The organism is Paenibacillus sp. FSL L8-0435, from assembly GCF_037965655.1.
Lineage (GTDB): Bacteria > Bacillota > Bacilli > Paenibacillales > Paenibacillaceae > Paenibacillus.
Window position 1 is genome coordinate 4,686,742 of the sequence record NZ_CP150185.1, and the last position, 18,970, is coordinate 4,705,711.

Sequence of the window (18,970 nt, forward strand, 5' to 3'; positions counted from 1 at the left end):
TCAGCAGCGTACAGCCGAGGTTCACCATTATCATTTCAAATATTACACTACATATCTCTACTTAAACTCATCTTGTAAAATCATGCTGCCCAATAGTCAGCAACGTCGGCCTGCTCTTACTCCACACTGAAGTGGCAATCTTCGGATTGTAATAATACAGCGCTCCGTTCGTCGGATCAGCCCCATTCAAAGCCTTGCGAGCAGCCCTGTAAGAGGTCTGGGTTGGCTTGGTATTAAACTGGCCATCGTCTATAGCCGTGAATTGTCCTTTCTGGAAAATAACCTTCGAAATAGACGACGGGAATTCACTCGAATGTACCCGATTCAACACAACCGCTCCTACAGCGACTTGCCCTTCAAAAGATTCTCCGCGCGCTTCACCATGGATCAGCTTCGCCAACTGGCGTAACGTCTCGCCTTCGGCTTTGGCCTTTTTGTTCAGCCTATTCAGCGTCGCTGGACCTGCAACGCCGTCTGCACTCAGTCCCTGCGCCTGCTGGAACTTGCGGACAGCACCTTTGGTGATGGTACCGTAATATCCAGTCATTCCGGCGTCAAAGTACCCCAGATCGCTTAATTGCTCCTGCAATTGCAGTACATGCTCGCTGCGAACGCCCTGTTCCAGCTTCTGTGCTCCCGCTGAAGGAGCTGCCACGGTTAATCCCAGAGTCAATGCGCAGGCACCGAGAAGCATGCTGACCCTCCCTGCTCTTTTGCCAGCCGTGTTCCCCTTCCCATGAGTGACTTTCCGACTGACAGTGATAGGTTCCATGTTGTCAGCAAACGTTAATTGATCCAACCCCTCATTTGTGCTATCAACTGTAGTCCGTTCATTACTGTTCATATGGCTTCCCACCTTCATCTCTTTCATCTCACTCACGCTATCTAATTCACTTATCATATTCTTTTCATTGATTTCATTCGCTTGATCCATTTCAATGTTGTTCTTCATCATTCCATTAACCTCCACTTTTCTGAATCCAGATCCCACTTCTTTCCCCGAATCCTCACGGTTGGACATCCCGAGTGTCATTATAGGATATAGAAAAAATGAAGTCTATCGGACCGATGACGCAGTGAAAAAACGACGCTGAACATAACAAAAAGAGGCATGAGCCCATGGTCACACCATGGTCATACCCCTTCTTGTATCAACCAAATACCGCTTGTCCAACCCGTTATTTCCGTAGGCAGGCAGACCCGTACAAAAGTTGCGTTGTATTTATTGACAATTACTCGGCCAGTTCCTGACCCTTCGTTTCCCGGCCCCAGAACAGTACAGCCGCTGCGCCAATGAGGATTGTCACGAAGAAAATCGTGAAAATCAGGCTGATTGCCACTTCGCGCTGAACCAGCATACCGACCATTAATGGAGCAAGTACACCACCGATTCGGCCAACCGATGTGGCAAGTCCAACACCTGTCGAACGAACGGAAGTCGGATACAATTCGGGGCTGTAGGCGTACAGACCACCCCAGGCTCCCAGATTGAAGAAGGAAAGACAGATCCCCGCAGTCAGGATTGTCGCTTCCGTTGTTGCCAGTCCAAACGCAATCGCACTGAATGCAGTTAAGGTAAGATACACAACCAGTACGAACTTGCGACCGTAACGTTCAATGAAGTACGCCGCGGTGAAGTAACCTGGCAGCTGTGCGATCGTCATGATCAGCACGTATTGGAAGCTTTTAACCAACGTGAATCCTTTTGCCATCACAACCGAAGGTAACCACAGGAACATACCATAATAAGAGAAAATGACGGTAAACCACAAAATCCAGAGCATCAACGTTGTACGGCGATGTGGTGCTGACCAGACGGTAGCCACTTTTTCGCGGAACGTGATTTTATGAAGTTTGGTATGATTCTTGTACCGCGGCGGGTCCTGAATGGCACGACGCAGATACAGTGCATAGAACGCCGGAAGTGCACCAATGGCAAAAGCAATTCTCCATCCGTACTCCGGGATAACAAAGTTTGCAATCAGCGCGGATACAATCCAGCCCCCTGCCCAGAAACTTTCCAATAATACAACGGCACGTCCCCGTTCCGCTGTAGGCATCGACTCCGATACCAGTGTGGATGCAACGGGCAGCTCTCCGCCAAGTCCGATACCTGCAACCAGACGTAGTGCACACAATACAGCAAATCCGGTCGCAAGTGCAGATAGACCGCTTGCAATCGTAAAGATTAGCAAGGTCCACATCAGAATAGCTTTCCGTCCAAATCGGTCCGCAAGTGCACCTGCAAGCAAAGCACCTAGCGCCATACCGATGGAGTTAATACTCGTAAGCACGCCGACTTGTCCGGGACTGAGACTCCATTCCTTGGCGAGTGCAGCCACGATAAAGGAGATCATACCAACTTCCATCGCATCAAACAGCCAGCTCATGCCGGCACTGAACAGCAGCTTGCGCTGCTTGGGATTCCGCAATACTTCCAGTTTGCTCATCACTTATAGCTCCCTTGATCTCTATGTAGTCATTCTGACACTAAATCATTATTATGCAGAATGCTCCAGAAATCAATGCAAAATAAGCTTTTCCTTCCGATTTCTGCGATACCTCACCCCTTGAGTGAACCCGCTGTCAGACCTGCTACAAAGTAACGCTGGAGTATAAGGAACAGCGCAATCATCGGAATGGTCGTTACCAGTACACCCGTAAGCATCATCGGATAGTTCGTCACGTATTCTCCGCGGAACTGCATAAGCGCGAGTGGTAACGTTAGCTTGGACTTACTGCTGAGCATTAACATCGGAATAAGCAAGTCATTCCAGACCATGACGAGCAGGAACGTAGCCGTTGCCGCCAGTGAAGGTGCAGCGAGTGGCAGTGCAATCCGGGTATAGAGTCTCCATTCACTTGCTCCATCCATACTACCCGCTTCCAGAATCTCCGAATTGAGCATGCGCATGAAACCTGTCAGCATAAATACAGAGACAGGCATCAGCATCGCGGCAGATACCACAATCAATCCCGTGAGACTGTCCGACCACCCGAGTGTACGTGTGAGAGAATAGATCGGCAGCATACTCACTTGAGAAGGAACGATCAACCCTGCTACGAACAGAGCAAACACGATTTTTCCTACACTTCCACCCCAGCGGACAATGGCGTAAGCAATCATGCTACTCAGCAACAACTCAATGGCAACCGTACCAAGCGTCACGACCAGACTGTTCCCGAAATATTGCCACATCGGCTGATTGCGGAACATGCCAGTGATGTTATCCCACGTAAACGGGTCCGGCCAGCTGAATGGACTGGTGAAGAAGTTGCTGCTTGTTTTGAACGAGGATACAAATACAAAGTACAGCGGCACCAGAATCAGCAGCGCGTACACTAATAGGATCAGGCGATTGAACCATTTTAAAAACATGTGAACTCCCTTCTGCCTCGGTTGCAGGATGAATGCTCCAACATCAACCTCAATAACTTACCCGGTCGGCACGCAGTGCCTTGAACTGCAACAGCGTCAAGAGCGCGAGCAACACCAGGAAGATCATGGAACCGGCAGAAGCCAGACCAAATGAATAGCTGCCAAAGGCGGTATGATAGATATATGTTGTCAAAATTTCAGTTGCGTAGTTCGGGCCTCCGTCCGTCATTGTGAAAATGAGGTCAAATGCCTTGAACGACTGAATGGTCGTATAGGCCACAACAATCGTTGCCGAAGGTGCCAGCAGTGGCCAGGTCACGGTACGAAATACCTGCCATTTGCTGCCGCCGTCCATACGAGCCGCTTCATACAGTTCTGCCGGAATACCTTGCAGACCTGCGATGAATACAATCATCATCTGTCCGGCATGGGCCCATACCTGTACCGCAGCGATGGAATAGATGGCGATCTTGGGATCTCCAATCCAGTTACGAGCAATGCTGCTCATCCCAGCTTCATTCAGTCCATAGTTGATCAATCCAATGGATGGATCATACATAAATGCCCAGATCAGTCCAACCGATACGGAGGACAGAATCGCAGGCAGGAAATACAATGCCCGAAGCACAATGCGTGTCTTGGTATTACGTACCAAGAGCAGAGCCAGGACAAGTGAAATAAAGGTTTGTGCAATAACAACCGTTAACATGAACTCCACGTTATTGCCAAAGGCTTTGCGGAATACGATGCTGCTGAGACTGTCCTTGTAATTATCCAGCCCTACAAATGCATACGACGGGGATACCCCATCCCAGTCCGTAAAGGAATAGAACAGCCCCGTCAATGTAGGAAATACGAACAATCCAACGTACAGCAGCAATCCGGGGATCAGAAACAGGGATAGCTGAAGACGGTTTTTCATCGTTTATTTCCCGATATGCTGATCAATGATCGCTTGTGCCTGCTGTGCTGCTTCTTCCGGAGAAGTGTCGCTCAGTACAGCCTGAATGGAGTTGGTTACGGCTTTTTGATTGTCTCCGTTCAGGATGGTGAACCGTGGCTGGAACACGGTTTTTTTGCTCGCCCATTCTCCGGCTACCTGAAGCTCAGGTGTATCGTACTTCACATCATTCACCGTTACATTTTGTCCCGTTTGGTTGGCGTAGTCACTCGCTACATCGGGATTGCTAAGGAATTCGAGGAACTTCTTCGCTTCTTCCGGGTGTTTTGACTTGCTGTTCACCGCGAGCATGAACGTAGTGGTATGCACCCCTTCATACTTCGCTTGATCGGCACTTACCGTAATTGGTGCAAGCAGTTTTTGCTCCAGGTTCGGATTCTGCTGCTTGTTCTGAGCTAACTGATACGATCCACTTGCCAGCATCGCTGCTTTCTCTTGGATAAACAGTGCGCCCGCCGCAGGGTCTTTCGTACCCAGTGCATCCTGTTGGAAGTAACCTTTATCGTTCAGTTCCTTGATTTGAGTCAACGTTTTCACCCAAAACTCATCCGTCAGTTTGGCTTCGCCCGCTTCTACTTTGGTAAAAATGTCGTCACTCGGTGCATTGTTCATCACCATTGTATTCATGAATTGCCCTGGGCCAATGTCCGCTCCGGCAAAGGCAATCGGAATGATGCCATTGTCTTTCAGCTTCTGGCAAAGGGCCAGAAAGCCTTCCCAATCGGTCGGCGGCGTCAAGCCGTATTGTTCAAACAGCTTTACATTATAAATTGGATCGTTATATACGAGTTGATACGGGATCGCATATTGTTTGCCATCATGCTGTCCTGCTTCAATCAGCTTTGGATTGTAGGCCGACAGGAACGATGATCCGGTCAGATCCGTGAACAAGCCGGCTTTGGTGAAAGCTTCGAACTGTGCACCTGGGAAAGATGCAAATACATCCCCTACCGAACCGTCACTGATTTTGGATTGTACGGTGGACTGATATTGATCGGAAGGCAGTGTCTGCATCTCCACGTTGATGTTCGGGTTTTCTTTTTCAAATGCGTCAATAGTCTTGTTGAGTGCTTCGGAATCTTCTCCACGCCAGTGCATGAAGCTGATCGTAACTTTACCTGAACCCGAGGAGCCGTTCTCTCCAGATGACGCATTATCCCCGCCACCGCAAGCTGACAGCAGGATGGACATCACCAGCATACTGACAAGCGGCAGGATCAATTTTTTATTTTTTTTCATGAAAGACGACCTCCTGAGGATGCTTGATATTTTAACTAAATAATGTTTATACTGACCACTCCGATGACAGAATAACCTTCCGATCGCTGTTATCCCCAGATTTATTTGATTCCTTTTTATAAAAGTAAAAATCCGGGGATAAAGGCGAACGCTTCGCTTCTTCACGTTATTTCTGTCCTCTCCGTTTTCGTATAAAAAGATTAGTTAAACTTACTTAGTTAGTAGTAATTTGATGCTGCTTCTGTCTTATTTTCCATTTCTCGCGAATGATCGGCATCACGGTCCGTCCGAAGATTTCGGCCTCTTCCAGATGCGGGTAACCGGACAGAATGAAAGTCGTAACGCCGAGATCTCCATATTCCATCAGACGTTCTGCGACCTGTTCGGCTGTACCTACAATGAGGATCGCACCGCCGGATCGCACAACGGACAAGCCTGTCCACAAGTTTGGACCTACGACAAACTGCTGCTTCTCGGACAGTTCCCGTAACTCGTTCTGTCTGCGTTGGTTGGTTGCATCCGTCTCGGCAAAAGCGGCTTTGGCTTTCTCAATCGCTTCTGGTGGTACTTTGCTAATAATCTCCCAAGCCGCTGCCCATGCTTCTTCTTCGGTATCCCGAATGAGTACCTGAGCACGCATGCCGTAACGGAGCTGACGATCTTGTCCGGTTTCCTCTTTCACCTGCTGACGAATGACCTCAATCTCTTCGATCTGCTCCTGAATCCAGTCATGGGGCTCGCCCCACATGAGAAACGTATCCGCATGTTCAACAGCGACCTTCTTCGCAATTGGAGAACTTCCCCCTAGATAGAATGGTGGATGCGGATTTTGCACCGTCTCCGGCATGCCTACCGGTCCTTTGAAGTTGTAATACTGGCCGTTGAATTCAGGATTGGGATCGCTGGGTGCATCTGCGCCAGATTTTGAACCACTTCCAGCAAACTCCGTCAGATTCAGTCCCGTCGATTTGGTCCATGAACGCTTCATGACTTCCATATACTCGCTCGCCCGCACATACCGTTCATCATGCGCATATGCCAGTGGATCGCCGAGTTCCTCCAGATCTCGAACAGAACTGCCTGTCACCACATTGATCATGGCGCGACCACCTGATAGCTGATCCAATGCCGCTCCCATGCGTGCAGCGAGTACGGGTGTAACCAATCCCGGGCGAATGGCGACAAGGGGACGCAATGTCTTTGTGTGACTCATCACAGCTGAGCCAACCACCCATGCGTCCAGACAGGCTCCCCCTGTTGGAATCAGTACAAATTCGAATCCTGCCTTCTCCGCCGTCTGTGCCACATCGATCAGATAATCCAGACTTGGCTCCCGCTCCGGGGCAACCCCTACATACTTACCATCCCCTGCTGTAGGCAAAAACCATCCAAACTTCATATCTTCCTGTTCGCTCACAAAAGTCAATCCCTTCTATGAATAAATAAAGTCTCATGTTAAAAAAAGATCACTGTTCTGCAACTTGGCCGTTCCGGTTACGAATCGTTCTTACGATCACTGTTATCTCCAGATTTTTTTGATTCCCTTTTCTAAGGGAAAATCCGGAGATAAAGGTGAACACTACGTTTCTTCAGAATCGATTTCGTCCCCTCCACTACGTTTGCACTCGTTTAAAACTTATTTTTAAAGTGTGCCTAATTTCTAACTCATTTTCAAAGTAGGTATCCAAATGCCGATTAATTAACTTGGTTTAATAGGTATGGACATCATAACAATTGATTTGTCTGTGAGCAATGTCATTTCGCGGCAATTTTATTTTGTCATTTTGTGGTCTTTTCTCAGATTTAGGTCTTCCTGATCTTGAATATATATAAAACCCACCTGTATAATAGGTTTAAATACATGTTCAAAAAGTCTGGTTTTCAGTACCGAGAAGATGGAATGAAGCTAGAAATGGAGTAGTGGAGCGTAGGAAAACTACGTGAGCAACGGACATTTCGGCTGAATTTCAGCTTCGATGTTGATGATGCCACTAGGCATGATTCGTAATCAAAAGTGGACTTTTTGAACTACATCTACAAGCGAAACTTTTAGAATGTACAAACGATACTTATACAATAAAGAGGTGTTCCTGATGACCGAGAGCATGAAGGAGGACCACCATGAGTTTTTGGATATTTTTTTCTTCACTCCATCTGAATTCGAGAAAGCTGGTGGCGCCTGGCCGATCCGCATCGGCCGTAATATAGCCAAGACCAACTATCATATTGGCCCGCGCACTACACCTTATTATTATTTGCTATTTGTGCTGGAGGGGGAAGGTACATTCATACAGAACGGACAGCGTCACGCCCTTCGTGCCAGGGATGCGTTCTGTCTGTTTCCACATGTTACCCATGAGTACTGGACGGACCCCGAGGATACGTTGCAGAAAATATTTATTGCCTTTGATGGTGCACATGCAGCCGAACTGCTTTCCCGAATTGGACTTACACCCGACTCACCGCACCGTTCAGGTGTACTGACACCGGAGACTTCAAGTGCCATGCGCTCGTTCATGGAGGATGTTCGTAAACCGCAGGACCGGGCGAGTGATCTGGGACGACTCACCCGATTTCTAAACCTCTTCGACCGAATTGCGCGGTCCCCCGCAACCAAAGGATTGCAACCGGATTCAGCCACACCTTGGCTCCAGAAAGGCAAGGAATACATGGACATTCATTTTGCAGGCGGCATCTCCGTGGAAGGTGTGTCCGCTCATGCGGGTGTGGATCGAACCCATTTTGCCAAACAGTTCCGCAAAGCCTATGGCCTGTCTCCCGTTCAATATATCCAACAATTGAAAATGAATCAGGCCAAACGTCTACTCGTGCAGACGCCGCTAAGCTTAACTGAAGTGGCTCATTCCGTAGGTTACCCGGACTTGTTCTCCTTCTCCAAAGCATTTAAAAAGCAAGTCGGTCTGCCGCCCAATCGCTATCGCACAGCGGAGAGCACGAAAGAATGAGGGAGCGACCTTTCGCTCCCCAGCCTATAATCCTCCATGCCTCATGGACCACGCCTTGTGTACGGTTGTGTACGATACCGCGTCTACCAAATTGCAATAGACTCCTGAGTTTCATATCCTGCACATCATAGTGCTGCAAAACCCATTACTATATAAATTCAACTAAACATTTACACGAGAACGTAGAGGACAGAAATAACCTGAAGAAGTGGAGCGTTCGCCTTTATCACCAGATTTCCCCTTTGTAAAGCCAAATATAAAAAATCTGGGAATAACAGCGATCAGAAGGTTGTTCTGTCATCGGAGTGGCAAGTGTGAATTTTCTTTAGTTCAATTTATATAAATCCACCACCAAAAAAGGCAAGCCCCTCTACCTAAACTGTACCCTATAGAGTAGATACTTTAAAAAAGTCTCTCTATGGGGTATTTTTGTTGTATACCATGAATGAGACAAGGACGGAGAACGATTAATGAGTAAAAAAACATTTACAACCGGCGAAGTAGTGCAACTTGCTACAAATCCCTATGTGAAGTCTGTTTCGACCAAGGGAATCACTTATACGGACGAGTTCAAACAGTTCTTTATTACATTAAATCAGCAAGGAAGGATGCCTAGAGAGATCTTTGAGACATGTGGATTTGACGTTCAAATCATTGGGATGACTCGGGTCAAAGCCGCAGCTGACCGATGGAGAGCCAGTTACAACGAGCAAGGAGCTCTAGGCTTACAAGATACACGAGGCAAACATTCAGGAGAGTCTCTAAAACGTGAGTTAACCTTGGCAGAAAAGAACGCGAAACTCGAAGCACAGATTCACCTGCTCCAAGCAGAGAATGAACTCTTAAAAAAGATTCGCCTGGCCGAACGGGGGTGGAACCACGAGTAAAACTAACCCTAGTCTTCGATACAGGTTAATCCGAACCGTGATTGAGAAATACCATCTTCAGCGAATGGTAAGTGTTCTGTGTGAGACCGCCGAGGTCTCCAAAAGCGGATACTACCGATACTGGAGCACTTCAGCCATTCACAGACGCACGAAGAAGGAACAGGTTGATGAGGAAATAGGTGTGTACATCCGTCGAGCCTTCCAATTTAAGAAACGTAACAAGGGCGCTCGCTCCATTAAGATGACGCTGCAAGGACAATTTCAGATCATGTGGAATCTCAAGCGCATCCGAAGAATCATGAAAAAATACGATATTGTATGCCCTCATCGACGAGCTAATCCCTACAAACGAATGATGAAGGCAACCCATGAGCATCGAACCATGCCTAACCTGTTACAACGCAACTTCAAACAAGGCATCCCGGGCAAAATACTTCTAACAGATATTACATACATAAGTTACGGCCAAGGGAAACGCGCCTATCTGTCCACCATCAAGGATAGTTCCACCAATGAAATTTTGGCTTATCATGTGTCGGAGCGAATGACGATGGATCTGGCGACAAACACGTTGCTCCACTTACAGAAAAACCGCAAATTCAAGAAGAGTCATGATGCTTTCATTCATTCCGATCAAGGTACGCACTACACTCATCCGGATTTTCAGAAGAAAGTGAAACGGATGGGGCTTGGGCAATCCATGTCCAGACGAGGAAATTGTTGGGATAACGCACCGCAAGAGTCGTTTTTTGGTCATTTTAAGGACGAAACTTCCTTAAAGAGCTATGCCACGTTAGACGAAGTCAAACGAGAAGTTAAAGCCTATATGACCTACTATAATCACTATAGATACCAGTGGAACCTAAAAAGGATGACCCCTGTACAATACAGAGATCATCTTCCTGAAGCCATATAGTTTTTTTTAGAAATGTCCTTTACATAGGGTACAGTTTAACCCGGAACTTGCCTTCTTTCTATACTATAGTCTTGACGCACGCACCATGAATCAGGAACTTGTTAACATTGACCTAACGCTATTCCTTCTTCTCATTCTTGCGCGCAAGCGGAATACCGTTCTCTTTCGCATACCATGCTTCATAATGATGCACAGCCACACCTGCAAAAGAAGAATGAGAGGTACCGAGATCAAACACCTTTGCCATCTCTTCATTCATATTGCTAACCGGTTTACGGAAAAAGGTCAGGTGATCCCCCTCGTGTGTATCCGCGAGTTCCGCTCCGATCCAGACTTTCTTGCCGAGATCATCCGCTTCGTCCAGTTCTTCCTTGGATAGATCATACATCTGCTGTCCGCTATCCCGGTAAGCCATAATAGCTACCGCATCGAAGTGGGAAATGACCCAGCGACTGAATGTACCCTCACCTTCAGCCGACTGACGGGCATCAAGCCAGAACGGAATGGCAGCGCTCATGTACAGTCCGGCATCCTCGCCGGCTTTTGTCCAGGCCTTCATGTTGTTCTGCCACTCTGCAATGACGCTGCTCTCCTCGTTCTCCCAGCGCTTCAGCTGATACGGCTCCACATCCAGTTGAATACCTTGGAAGCGTTCATTCTTGGCCGAAGCTGCATTGTATGCTCGTACTCGCTCGATAAAAGCAAGTCCTTCATCCCGCTTCTCCTCATAGGCCCAGTCTGCATGACCGTTAAGTCCATGCACTTCAATCTCAGCCTGTCGGGCAGCCGCAATGAATTTGCGGTATGTTGCGTCAGGCAACTCATCCTGGATTTGCAGGAAGATGGTATCCACGCCCTGTTCTTTGGAGAAAGCAATAATCTCAGGTGTCTGCTCTGCAATAATGGACGCGTCCCACAGCCAGGTCGCTTTGTGTTCCTCTGCCGAGAACCATTTGAACATCCAGGACAGAAGCAGCAGGCACAACACCACAGCCAGAATGGCCCATTTCGCCATACCCACCAGTTTGCCCCGTTGCCTCATATATTTCCTCAGACGAGCAACGCTTCACTTGGTTCAAGCACAGGATGCTGTACCGAGTGACCAATCTTGTAGATATGCGGATGTGTGTACGAACGGAACGCATTACGTGTATCCAGAATCGGTACACCCATCTCGGCAATATCAAAGTAAGGCAAATCGCTGTGGTTGGTGATCAGCACGATGCAATCGTACTTTTTGAACTGTTCCAGATTGAACACTTCGCTGTGTACGGTCTCCCCATGCTTGTCCTGGAATGAATCTGCATGTGGGTCGTAGTAGCTTACGTTAGCTCCACTTTCCTTGAACAGTTCATATACTTCCAGTCCTGGTGATTCACGCAGATCGGCAATATTTGGTTTGTACGACATGCCGAGGAGCAAAATATTGGATTTACGTACGGATTTAGCGTATTCGTTCAAAATCGTTGACGTTTTGTTCAACACATAATATGGCATGTTGTCATTGGTGGATTGCGCCAGCTCAATGAATTTGCTATAGAAACGGAAGCCTTTGGCCTTCCATGACAGGTACATCGGATCCAGCGGGATGCAGTGTCCACCGATACCTGGGCCTGGATAGAATGGCATGAAACCAAATGGTTTCGTCGCCGCCGCGTCAATAACTTCCCAGATATCAATGCCCATACGGTCACACATCATCGCCATCTCATTTACAAAGGCAATGTTCACACTGCGGAATGTGTTCTCCAGCAGTTTCGACATCTCAGCCACTTTTGGTGAAGATACCGGTACTACGGTTTCTACATATTTGCTATATAGCGCTGTTCCAAGTTTCAGGCAGGCTTCGGTTGTGCCCCCGATTACTTTCGGCGTATTAAATGTTGTGAAACGTCCATTGGACGGGTCCACACGTTCAGGCGAGAAGCAGAGGAAATAGTCTTTACCCGCTTCTTGTCCGATCTTGTCCAGCTGCTGCTGGATCAGTTCTTCGGTTGTACCTGGATAAGTGGTACTTTCCAGCGTAATTAGCATGCCTGGTTTCATATGCAGCTTGATCTGATCTACAACGGTCTCGATGTAAGACGTATCCGGGTCCTGATTCTCACTAAGCGGTGTTGGTACGCAGATACTGAGTGCGTCGATCACGCGCAGCATGCTATAATCTGTCGTTGGCTGGAAACGACCGCTTTGCATTACTTTTTTCAACTCATCGGACGAAATATCGTGAATATAGGAATCTCCTTGATAGATACTGTCTACTTTGGACGCATCCAGATCAATTCCGATTACCGTGAAACCTTGATTGACCATTTCCACGGCAAGTGGAAGTCCTACGTAACCGAGCCCGACAACGCCGAGTACAGCTTCTTTATTTTCAATCGCATTCAGTAATGTGTGGAATTGTTGATTCTCCATGATATTCCCTCCGGGCAGTGTATTTTGGTGGTGCTTAAATCCATATAAATAGATGAGTGTCTGTGCTCTAAATGTTGCTCTAATCTATCTGATTCATAGTGTGAAAAAGCTCTTACTTGGCACTTCACACAATCAGCTTATTCAAGCCGTCTTTTAATGCAGGCAGCGTCTGATTCGGGCATCCAGCTCTACAGGTGAGAACGGTTTGGTCATGTAATCATCGACTCCGCTGCGGAAGCATTGACTGATCGTCTGCTCGACACGTTGCTCGGTCAACACGACAATTTTGGGCGGATGCTCCATCTCCAGATTCTGGATATGATGGATGAACGGCAAACCGTCGATGCCATACAGATTTAGCTCGGTGAGCACCAGGTCTGGTGTAACTTTCTCGATCAACTCCAGTGCAGCCAGTCCATCGACAGCTTCATAGGTTTCGTATCCCTGCATCTTCAACCGCAATTGCAGAAATTCGCGTACCGTAGGATCGTTGTCCACAATCAAAATGCGTTCCGGCTCGTCCGCCGTATTGTCCAGCGTGTAGATATGGATCTCCGATGAATCTATAAGCTTCGAGGACTCAGCCATATGCTGAATGGTTGCCTTCGAAGGGCGCTCCCCTTCCGGGAAACTGGCCAATGTAATCTGTGGATCGGCACCGGGCACGGTCTCTTGCAATTCATGCTTGATCCGAAGTCCTTCATAATGAACTTCATCCAGTGACAACCCTGGCAGCAGGACGGCAATCGCCTGAGTGGCACCATCCTTCCACACCTGGAAAGCTGTCCCGCTCGTCTGCTCCAGATGTGTCCTGACCTGCTGCTCAGGTTGAGAGTTTCCTGCACAATGGATGAACATTAAGCCGCATGTTTCGGCACCCGTTTCCTTCAATCCCTGTTCTACACTTCGGTACACATTAACGGCAGCCTCACGCTGCAATGTCGCCGTATTTGGCATGTTCTTTTCCACCCTTCTCCTCGATTATCTATATAAGTCCAAAAAATATTATTTACACTGACACTCCGATGACAGAACAACCTTTCGATCACTGTTATCCCCAGATTTTTTGATTCCTTTATACAAGGGGAAATCCGGGGATAAGCGTATGCTTTCGATGCAGCTTTCTTTCAGAAAGCTTTTAGGTGCACGCTTCGCTCTTCAGGCTTTTTCTGCCCTCTCCGTTATCGTGTAAATGTCTAGTTGGACAAATAATTGCTTTGATTATTCTTTAATCAAGCGGCTTCGCTTGTTTTCTTCTCATCCTCGGACCAGCTTTGGCGTGTCATAGTCCCCCATGAGTTGTTGTTTTGCATGAACTGCACATGTCCCTGCAATCTCCACAGTACGCCGAGCTGGTGGTAACCCACGAATTTCAGCGCGGAGTAGACCAGCATTTTGACCAGATCGGAGAGCTTGTTGTAACGTTTGAAAGCAATCTCCTCCAGGACAAGTGCGCCTACACTCAGCAGATAACCACTCACAAAGTTCAGCAGTCCGAACAGGACCAGAATCGGCCATTGCGTCATATCCAGAAGGACATATCCAGCGAGAGCCAAAAGTCCGGTAATCCGGAAATATGGGTTGAGCGCTTCAAAAAGGACGTTATATGGCATGGTCACCATACCCATAACCTTATATTTTGGATTGAACAACATGCCGCGATTCTCAATCATGTTCTTCAGGTTCCCACGGCCCCAGCGCTTGCGCTGACTGGACAAGATCCGGTAGGAATCCGGTGCCTGCGTCCAGCATACGGCCTCAGGGCAGAAGGCAACGCGATACTTCAATTTGTTTTCCAGCATGTAACGGTGAAGTTTGATGATGATGTTCATGTCTTCCCCAGGATAACCATCCCGGTATCCACCCACGGCGATTACTGCGTCCTTACGGAACATGCCGAAGGCACCAGAGACAATGATCAGACCGTTCATGTGACTCCAGCCAATCCGTCCGCCCAGGAAGGCTTTGAGATATTCGATCGACTGGAACATGGGCCAGATTTTGCGTGGCAGCGATACATCTTGCACTGCCCCATTTTCAATTTTGCAGCCATTGGCGATCCGTACATCTCCACCGATGGCTACCGTCTCTTCCGGGTTCTCCATATACATGCGTGCCATGCGGATCAGGGCATCCTTCTCCAGCAACGAATCGGCATCGATGGAAGAGATTAGCGGATAATGAGACAGGTTGATCCCGGCATTGAGGGAATCGGCCTTACCGCCGTTTTCCTTGTCAATGACATACAGATCCGGGAACTCCGGGTTATGATAGATCCCACGAATTTTCTGACAGGCGATCTTGCCCCGAATCTTCGTATTGGGTACTGGCTTCAGCCGATATTCCTCCAACAGGATATTCAGCGTGGCATCACTGGAGCCATCATTCACGACGATTACTTCATATGTTGGATAATTCAGCGTCATCAAGCAGTTCACATTTTCAATAATCGTCAGTTCCTCGTTGTATGCCGGTACCAGCAGAGAAACGGAAGGTACCAGTTCCGAGCCTGACAATGTATTGTATTTGGAATAATGCGACCGCCGGAAGATCGTCCAGATGTTACGGAACGATAAGGCCAGAATGGAGAAGTAGAGCGTATTTACAAAAACAACATAGTAGATTGCGACCATGCCGTAGATTAATAGTAGATCCCTAAGCAGTGTAATCCCCTCCTACCGTAGCGACACCTGTACGTTTCTTGCTCGTTCTGTTCTCTCGCACAGGGCCAAAATAGCGATCGTACAGCAGTCTTTTTTTGTTATGTGCAATCATCTGCTCTACAGCTCTGTCATCGGTTCTCGTATGCTGCATGGTACTCTCAATCTGCTGCATCGCAATCTCGCGCTCAGCAACTGTACCTTGCACCGCAGCCTGACACAGTGCTTCGAATCCCGGTTCACCGAGCTTGCTCAGACTCTCCGCACTGTTATAGCGAACTCTCCAGTCTTCATCCCGCAGCGCTTTGCGCAGCAATGGAATACTGCCAGATGCATGCTTGGAACCAAGCGCTTGCACCACTTCGGCGCGAACTTCCGGATCGGGGTCCTGGATCAGCTTCAGAATGGTCTCATCCCGGAGCGCCGGACTTGCGCTAAGATACAGCTTCACTGCTTCGGCACGTACATCCTGATGTTCTGCGCCTACCAGTCTGTCGAGTGCAGGCATCACTTCAGGTACAGCTTGTCCCCACATGGCAACCAGTCCGACTTTGACAAAATCAGGATTCCGGTCTTCCAGCAATTCGATTAGAATTCTGCTCGTATCCAGACTCGTTTCGAGTAGAATATCTGCTGCAAGATGGTGAATGGACTTACCTTTGGTTAACAGCAAGGCCAGCATGTCTTTCAGTTCACCTTGCCGAGTCGTACATCTGGAGATGGAACGACCAATCATAATGGCCATCGGGCCCGGTTTCTCATCCTTCAGCAATTCCATCAAACCCGGAACGGCTTCGGGACAACGCATGCCCCCCAAGCGATACGCCGCATCGATCTGGCGACCGTAACGCAGACGGCCCAATTCCTTCAGATCATGCTCTACGAATCCTGCTTCACGGCACAGTGCGATTAATTTGTCGCGATACTCACCCTTGAACTGGTCGATCCATTCAATCAGTCTGTCCTGAATGACTCTGCGTTCCAGCGGAGCCAGTTTGCCTGGTGGCAATTTAAGTGGACTATTCTCGGTCAAGGCTGTTTGCAGATAGGTGAAATAGTCACGCTGCTTCAATTCATAGAACGCCGTCTTGCGTCGTTTGCCATTGTGGGACATTTTCATGGCAAACAATACGATGACGCCTACAACAACAAGTGCGATACAGATGTACAAAAACAGATAGGCCAAAGCCAAACTTGGAAACATGTGAAAAGGTCCTCCTTTATACTCATTTATTCGATCTGAAAACTAGGAATTTTTCCATAACTCTTCTTCATTTTTTCGTAGCTTAGCTTCAGGCGTTCACTATACTGCACCTGCTCCCAAGGCTGCCAGCTATATACCGGCAATGTCTTCAGATCCAGAGTCGTCTGTTCACCCCCAGGCCAAGATACTTTCTTCGTGGCGCGGTCCGTTAACCACGGAATGAGTGCAACGCCTTCCACAGCAACTGTAGAGAACTCACGTCCATTCTTGAGCGGTCCATAATCGATCGCTTGCAGCGAACTCGGATCACCGAACCCGAGCAGCATCCAGGGAACTCGCATCTCCACCTGATTGCCGTTATACTGCCATGCCGTTAATGAATCCGTATCGGGCTGACCGGGAGCCGTCGTTCCCCGCTTCAATGTTCCGACCTTTTCATTCATGAATGGATGAGCAGATCGGGTATCCGGCGGTGTCATTCTCAGGCTGACTGCCAGATTCCATGGATGGAACGGATCTGCGGAGTCTGACTGCTGATCTGGCAGCATGTCGTATCCATCCTTGCCATACAGACGCTGATTAAAGTCATAATCCTTGGCGATCTCCACCTGAGATTCTTCATCCTGCCCCAGTGTAATCACCGTCTCAAGACCATCACTGAGCGTCCGGCCCGGGAGTAACTTGTCAGGCTGACTGCCTCCAGAAAGTGTATCGGTCCCAATTCGCAGCACTGTCTTAGCCGGGTCAAACGGTTGATCCAAGGTCAGCCCAATATACAGATAGGCTTCATCATGGGTCATCTTCATTTCCTGAATGCCGTCCACTCGGCCCTGCCAATTCGTGACCTCTTCATCCTTCAGATCATTCCAGTCATCCAGTGATCCGTCGATGGTCAACTGTTCCTGTTTACCGGGGTCCATGGCAAGCAGACCAAACATTTTCTCGTTTGTCAGCACGTTCAGCCAATATGCACGGCGATCAGCCGGGATTTCCAGTGGCATCGTGTTCCATGTTTTTTTGAACCATTCATCCTGCCACATGAACACAATCGCTCCCGAGTATCCTTCATCATAGATATCCTGCGTCAGTGACGCGTCAATATCTCCCTGCTCTACTTCGTTATGTCCACCCTGATTCCGTCCTCCCATACCCAGATGGGAAATACCAAGAGAAGAGGGTACGCCATACTCTGTAATCATTACAGGCATATCGGAAAACTCGGCTTTCAGCTTGCGCAGATAACTTTTGTACGTGTTGTACTCACCGTTCTCATCCTTGATGGTTTGGAGTGTTTTATCGATATGGAACAGATCCGGGTAATACGGGTACACATGGTAGGCTGCAAAATAACCTCCCTGCCACGCCTCCGGCTGAATATGTCGGGCATCCACACTGACGAGATCCTCTTCATACAGCGGCTCGCCGGGATGATCCAGCACATCGGTGGTTACCCAGTTGGTGAAGGTCATCGGATGTTCCCATCCATACTTCTTCTCCAGGACCGCCGTATGATCCAGCAGCTCTGCGAGCCAGTTCTCGAACGGTGACGCTTCTGGACTCGCCGAGAAATGAACTCCCTTGTACTGCGGCACGTCCGCATGTTTTGCGTTTGTGTTGTCTACCATCGCCGGGTCCCATTCCGTCCCTACATGCCAGGCCATCAGGTATTTTCCTGCATTCGTTTTGTATTTGCCGCTGGACTCTCCCTGCTTGGCAGGAATGTCCGCATCGCCATAGACAGCAGATACGGCCTTTTCAATCTCCTGCTTGAACGTCTGCTCAATATGGGTCGCATAGGCATCCTGCTTCTCAATTAACTCTTCTTCAGGTGACCATATGCCCTGTATAAAATATAACGGTTGCTCCCGGCCGCGGTTATATTCGACCAATGCGGAGTAGAAAATCGGTTCGTGAACCGTGTATACCCGGATTACATTGGCTCCCAGATCCTCGATCTGCTGGAACCACCGCAAGTAATCCTCTTTGGTCAGCGGGAATTCTCCCGGGTAATGCCCCGGTGAAGTTGCGCCCAGGTTGACACCTTTGACGAACATCTCCCTCCACGTTCCATCTGGCCCGTATTCCATGAACCGGTCTCCATCGGTCTTGAATTTCATCTCCGTGCCGTTCTCCGCTGTGTACGTAACGAGCTTGGGTTGCATATAGTGCCACCCGGCAAATATCCCGCCAGTCACCACCACTGCTCCTGTCAACACCGTTAATAACCAGCGTCTTCGTCTTTGTCTGCTCATGTCTTTAGATTGCTCACCTCTCTATTATGCATCCTGCTTCAACACCGAATGGTCCAACATGAAGCATAGGAATCATTCCGCTTCGGAT

The 18,970-nt window shown here is 48.5% G+C and carries 14 protein-coding genes; 2 read left to right on the top strand and 12 right to left on the bottom strand.

Going from position 1 to position 18,970, the window contains the following annotated elements:
- Window positions 1-67 precede the first annotated feature (67 nt).
- From NST33_RS20875 to NST33_RS20900, 6 genes are all read right to left on the bottom strand, one after another.
- Window positions 68-955 (bottom strand): cell wall hydrolase, encoded by an 888-nt coding sequence (locus tag NST33_RS20875; protein WP_336763640.1) that lies wholly within the window; start codon window positions 953-955, stop codon window positions 68-70.
- Window positions 956-1,232: 277 nt separating this feature from the next.
- Window positions 1,233-2,450 (bottom strand): MFS transporter, encoded by a 1,218-nt coding sequence (locus tag NST33_RS20880; RefSeq protein WP_036614537.1) that lies wholly within the window; start codon window positions 2,448-2,450, stop codon window positions 1,233-1,235.
- Between the two features lie 113 nt (window positions 2,451-2,563).
- Window positions 2,564-3,379, bottom strand: a complete 816-nt coding sequence (locus NST33_RS20885) for a carbohydrate ABC transporter permease (RefSeq protein ID WP_336763637.1) — start codon at window positions 3,377-3,379, stop codon at window positions 2,564-2,566.
- 49 nt (window positions 3,380-3,428) lie between these two features.
- Complete coding sequence (locus NST33_RS20890; RefSeq protein ID WP_017687487.1) at window positions 3,429-4,301, bottom strand: sugar ABC transporter permease; 873 nt, start codon at window positions 4,299-4,301, stop codon at window positions 3,429-3,431.
- A 3-nt stretch (window positions 4,302-4,304) separates the two neighbouring features.
- Window positions 4,305-5,579, bottom strand: coding sequence for an extracellular solute-binding protein (locus tag NST33_RS20895; RefSeq protein ID WP_221822229.1), 1,275 nt, complete (start codon window positions 5,577-5,579; stop codon window positions 4,305-4,307).
- A 214-nt stretch (window positions 5,580-5,793) separates the two neighbouring features.
- Window positions 5,794-6,978 (bottom strand): LLM class flavin-dependent oxidoreductase, encoded by a 1,185-nt coding sequence (locus tag NST33_RS20900; RefSeq protein ID WP_221822231.1) that lies wholly within the window; start codon window positions 6,976-6,978, stop codon window positions 5,794-5,796.
- 694 nt (window positions 6,979-7,672) lie between these two features.
- Between NST33_RS20900 and NST33_RS20905 the strand changes: the two genes are divergently transcribed.
- Both NST33_RS20905 and NST33_RS20910 read left to right on the top strand, forming a co-directional pair.
- Entirely contained in the window at window positions 7,673-8,545 is an 873-nt protein-coding gene (locus tag NST33_RS20905) for an AraC family transcriptional regulator (protein ID WP_221822232.1), read from the top strand.
- A 470-nt stretch (window positions 8,546-9,015) separates the two neighbouring features.
- A protein-coding gene (locus NST33_RS20910; RefSeq protein WP_339304931.1) for an IS3 family transposase occupies window positions 9,016-10,348 on the top strand; the annotation gives its coding sequence in 2 pieces (ribosomal slippage) (window positions 9,016-9,414 and window positions 9,416-10,348; 1,332 coding nt in all).
- A 118-nt stretch (window positions 10,349-10,466) separates the two neighbouring features.
- Here NST33_RS20910 and NST33_RS20915 read toward each other — a convergent pair.
- From NST33_RS20915 to NST33_RS20940, 6 genes are all read right to left on the bottom strand, one after another.
- Entirely contained in the window at window positions 10,467-11,390 is a 924-nt protein-coding gene (locus NST33_RS20915) for a hypothetical protein (protein ID WP_221825273.1), read from the bottom strand.
- An 8-nt stretch (window positions 11,391-11,398) separates the two neighbouring features.
- Complete coding sequence (locus NST33_RS20920; RefSeq protein ID WP_221825275.1) at window positions 11,399-12,766, bottom strand: nucleotide sugar dehydrogenase; 1,368 nt, start codon at window positions 12,764-12,766, stop codon at window positions 11,399-11,401.
- Between the two features lie 153 nt (window positions 12,767-12,919).
- Complete coding sequence (locus NST33_RS20925) at window positions 12,920-13,723, bottom strand: response regulator (protein WP_221825278.1); 804 nt, start codon at window positions 13,721-13,723, stop codon at window positions 12,920-12,922.
- 275 nt (window positions 13,724-13,998) lie between these two features.
- Window positions 13,999-15,399, bottom strand: a complete 1,401-nt coding sequence (locus NST33_RS20930) for a glycosyltransferase (RefSeq protein ID WP_017687480.1) — start codon at window positions 15,397-15,399, stop codon at window positions 13,999-14,001.
- Window positions 15,400-15,421: 22 nt separating this feature from the next.
- Entirely contained in the window at window positions 15,422-16,630 is a 1,209-nt protein-coding gene (locus tag NST33_RS20935) for a HEAT repeat domain-containing protein (RefSeq protein WP_091018251.1), read from the bottom strand.
- Window positions 16,631-16,656: 26 nt separating this feature from the next.
- The gene (locus NST33_RS20940; RefSeq protein WP_221825281.1) at window positions 16,657-18,882 is read right to left on the bottom strand and encodes a hypothetical protein; all 2,226 of its coding nucleotides are present in this window, start codon (window positions 18,880-18,882) and stop codon (window positions 16,657-16,659) included.
- Window positions 18,883-18,970 lie beyond the last annotated feature (88 nt).

What these genes read in the sequence shown, in the direction of transcription:
- NST33_RS20875 (WP_336763640.1), bottom strand. Translation starts at nt 955, where the DNA reads ATGATGAAGAACAACATTGAAATGGATCAAGCGAATGAAATCAATGAA.
- NST33_RS20895 (WP_221822229.1), bottom strand. Translation starts at nt 5,579, where the DNA reads ATGAAAAAAAATAAAAAATTGATCCTGCCGCTTGTCAGTATGCTGGTG.
- NST33_RS20940 (WP_221825281.1), bottom strand. Translation starts at nt 18,882, where the DNA reads ATGAGCAGACAAAGACGAAGACGCTGGTTATTAACGGTGTTGACAGGA.
- NST33_RS20930 (WP_017687480.1), bottom strand. Translation starts at nt 15,399, where the DNA reads ATGGTCGCAATCTACTATGTTGTTTTTGTAAATACGCTCTACTTCTCC.
- NST33_RS20885 (WP_336763637.1), bottom strand. Translation starts at nt 3,379, where the DNA reads ATGTTTTTAAAATGGTTCAATCGCCTGATCCTATTAGTGTACGCGCTG.
- NST33_RS20900 (WP_221822231.1), bottom strand. Translation starts at nt 6,978, where the DNA reads ATGAAGTTTGGATGGTTTTTGCCTACAGCAGGGGATGGTAAGTATGTA.
- NST33_RS20925 (WP_221825278.1), bottom strand. Translation starts at nt 13,723, where the DNA reads ATGCCAAATACGGCGACATTGCAGCGTGAGGCTGCCGTTAATGTGTAC.
- NST33_RS20905 (WP_221822232.1), top strand. Translation starts at nt 7,673, where the DNA reads ATGACCGAGAGCATGAAGGAGGACCACCATGAGTTTTTGGATATTTTT.
- NST33_RS20880 (WP_036614537.1), bottom strand. Translation starts at nt 2,450, where the DNA reads ATGAGCAAACTGGAAGTATTGCGGAATCCCAAGCAGCGCAAGCTGCTG.
- NST33_RS20915 (WP_221825273.1), bottom strand. Translation starts at nt 11,390, where the DNA reads ATGAGGCAACGGGGCAAACTGGTGGGTATGGCGAAATGGGCCATTCTG.
- NST33_RS20890 (WP_017687487.1), bottom strand. Translation starts at nt 4,301, where the DNA reads ATGAAAAACCGTCTTCAGCTATCCCTGTTTCTGATCCCCGGATTGCTG.
- NST33_RS20920 (WP_221825275.1), bottom strand. Translation starts at nt 12,766, where the DNA reads ATGGAGAATCAACAATTCCACACATTACTGAATGCGATTGAAAATAAA.
- NST33_RS20935 (WP_091018251.1), bottom strand. Translation starts at nt 16,630, where the DNA reads ATGTTTCCAAGTTTGGCTTTGGCCTATCTGTTTTTGTACATCTGTATC.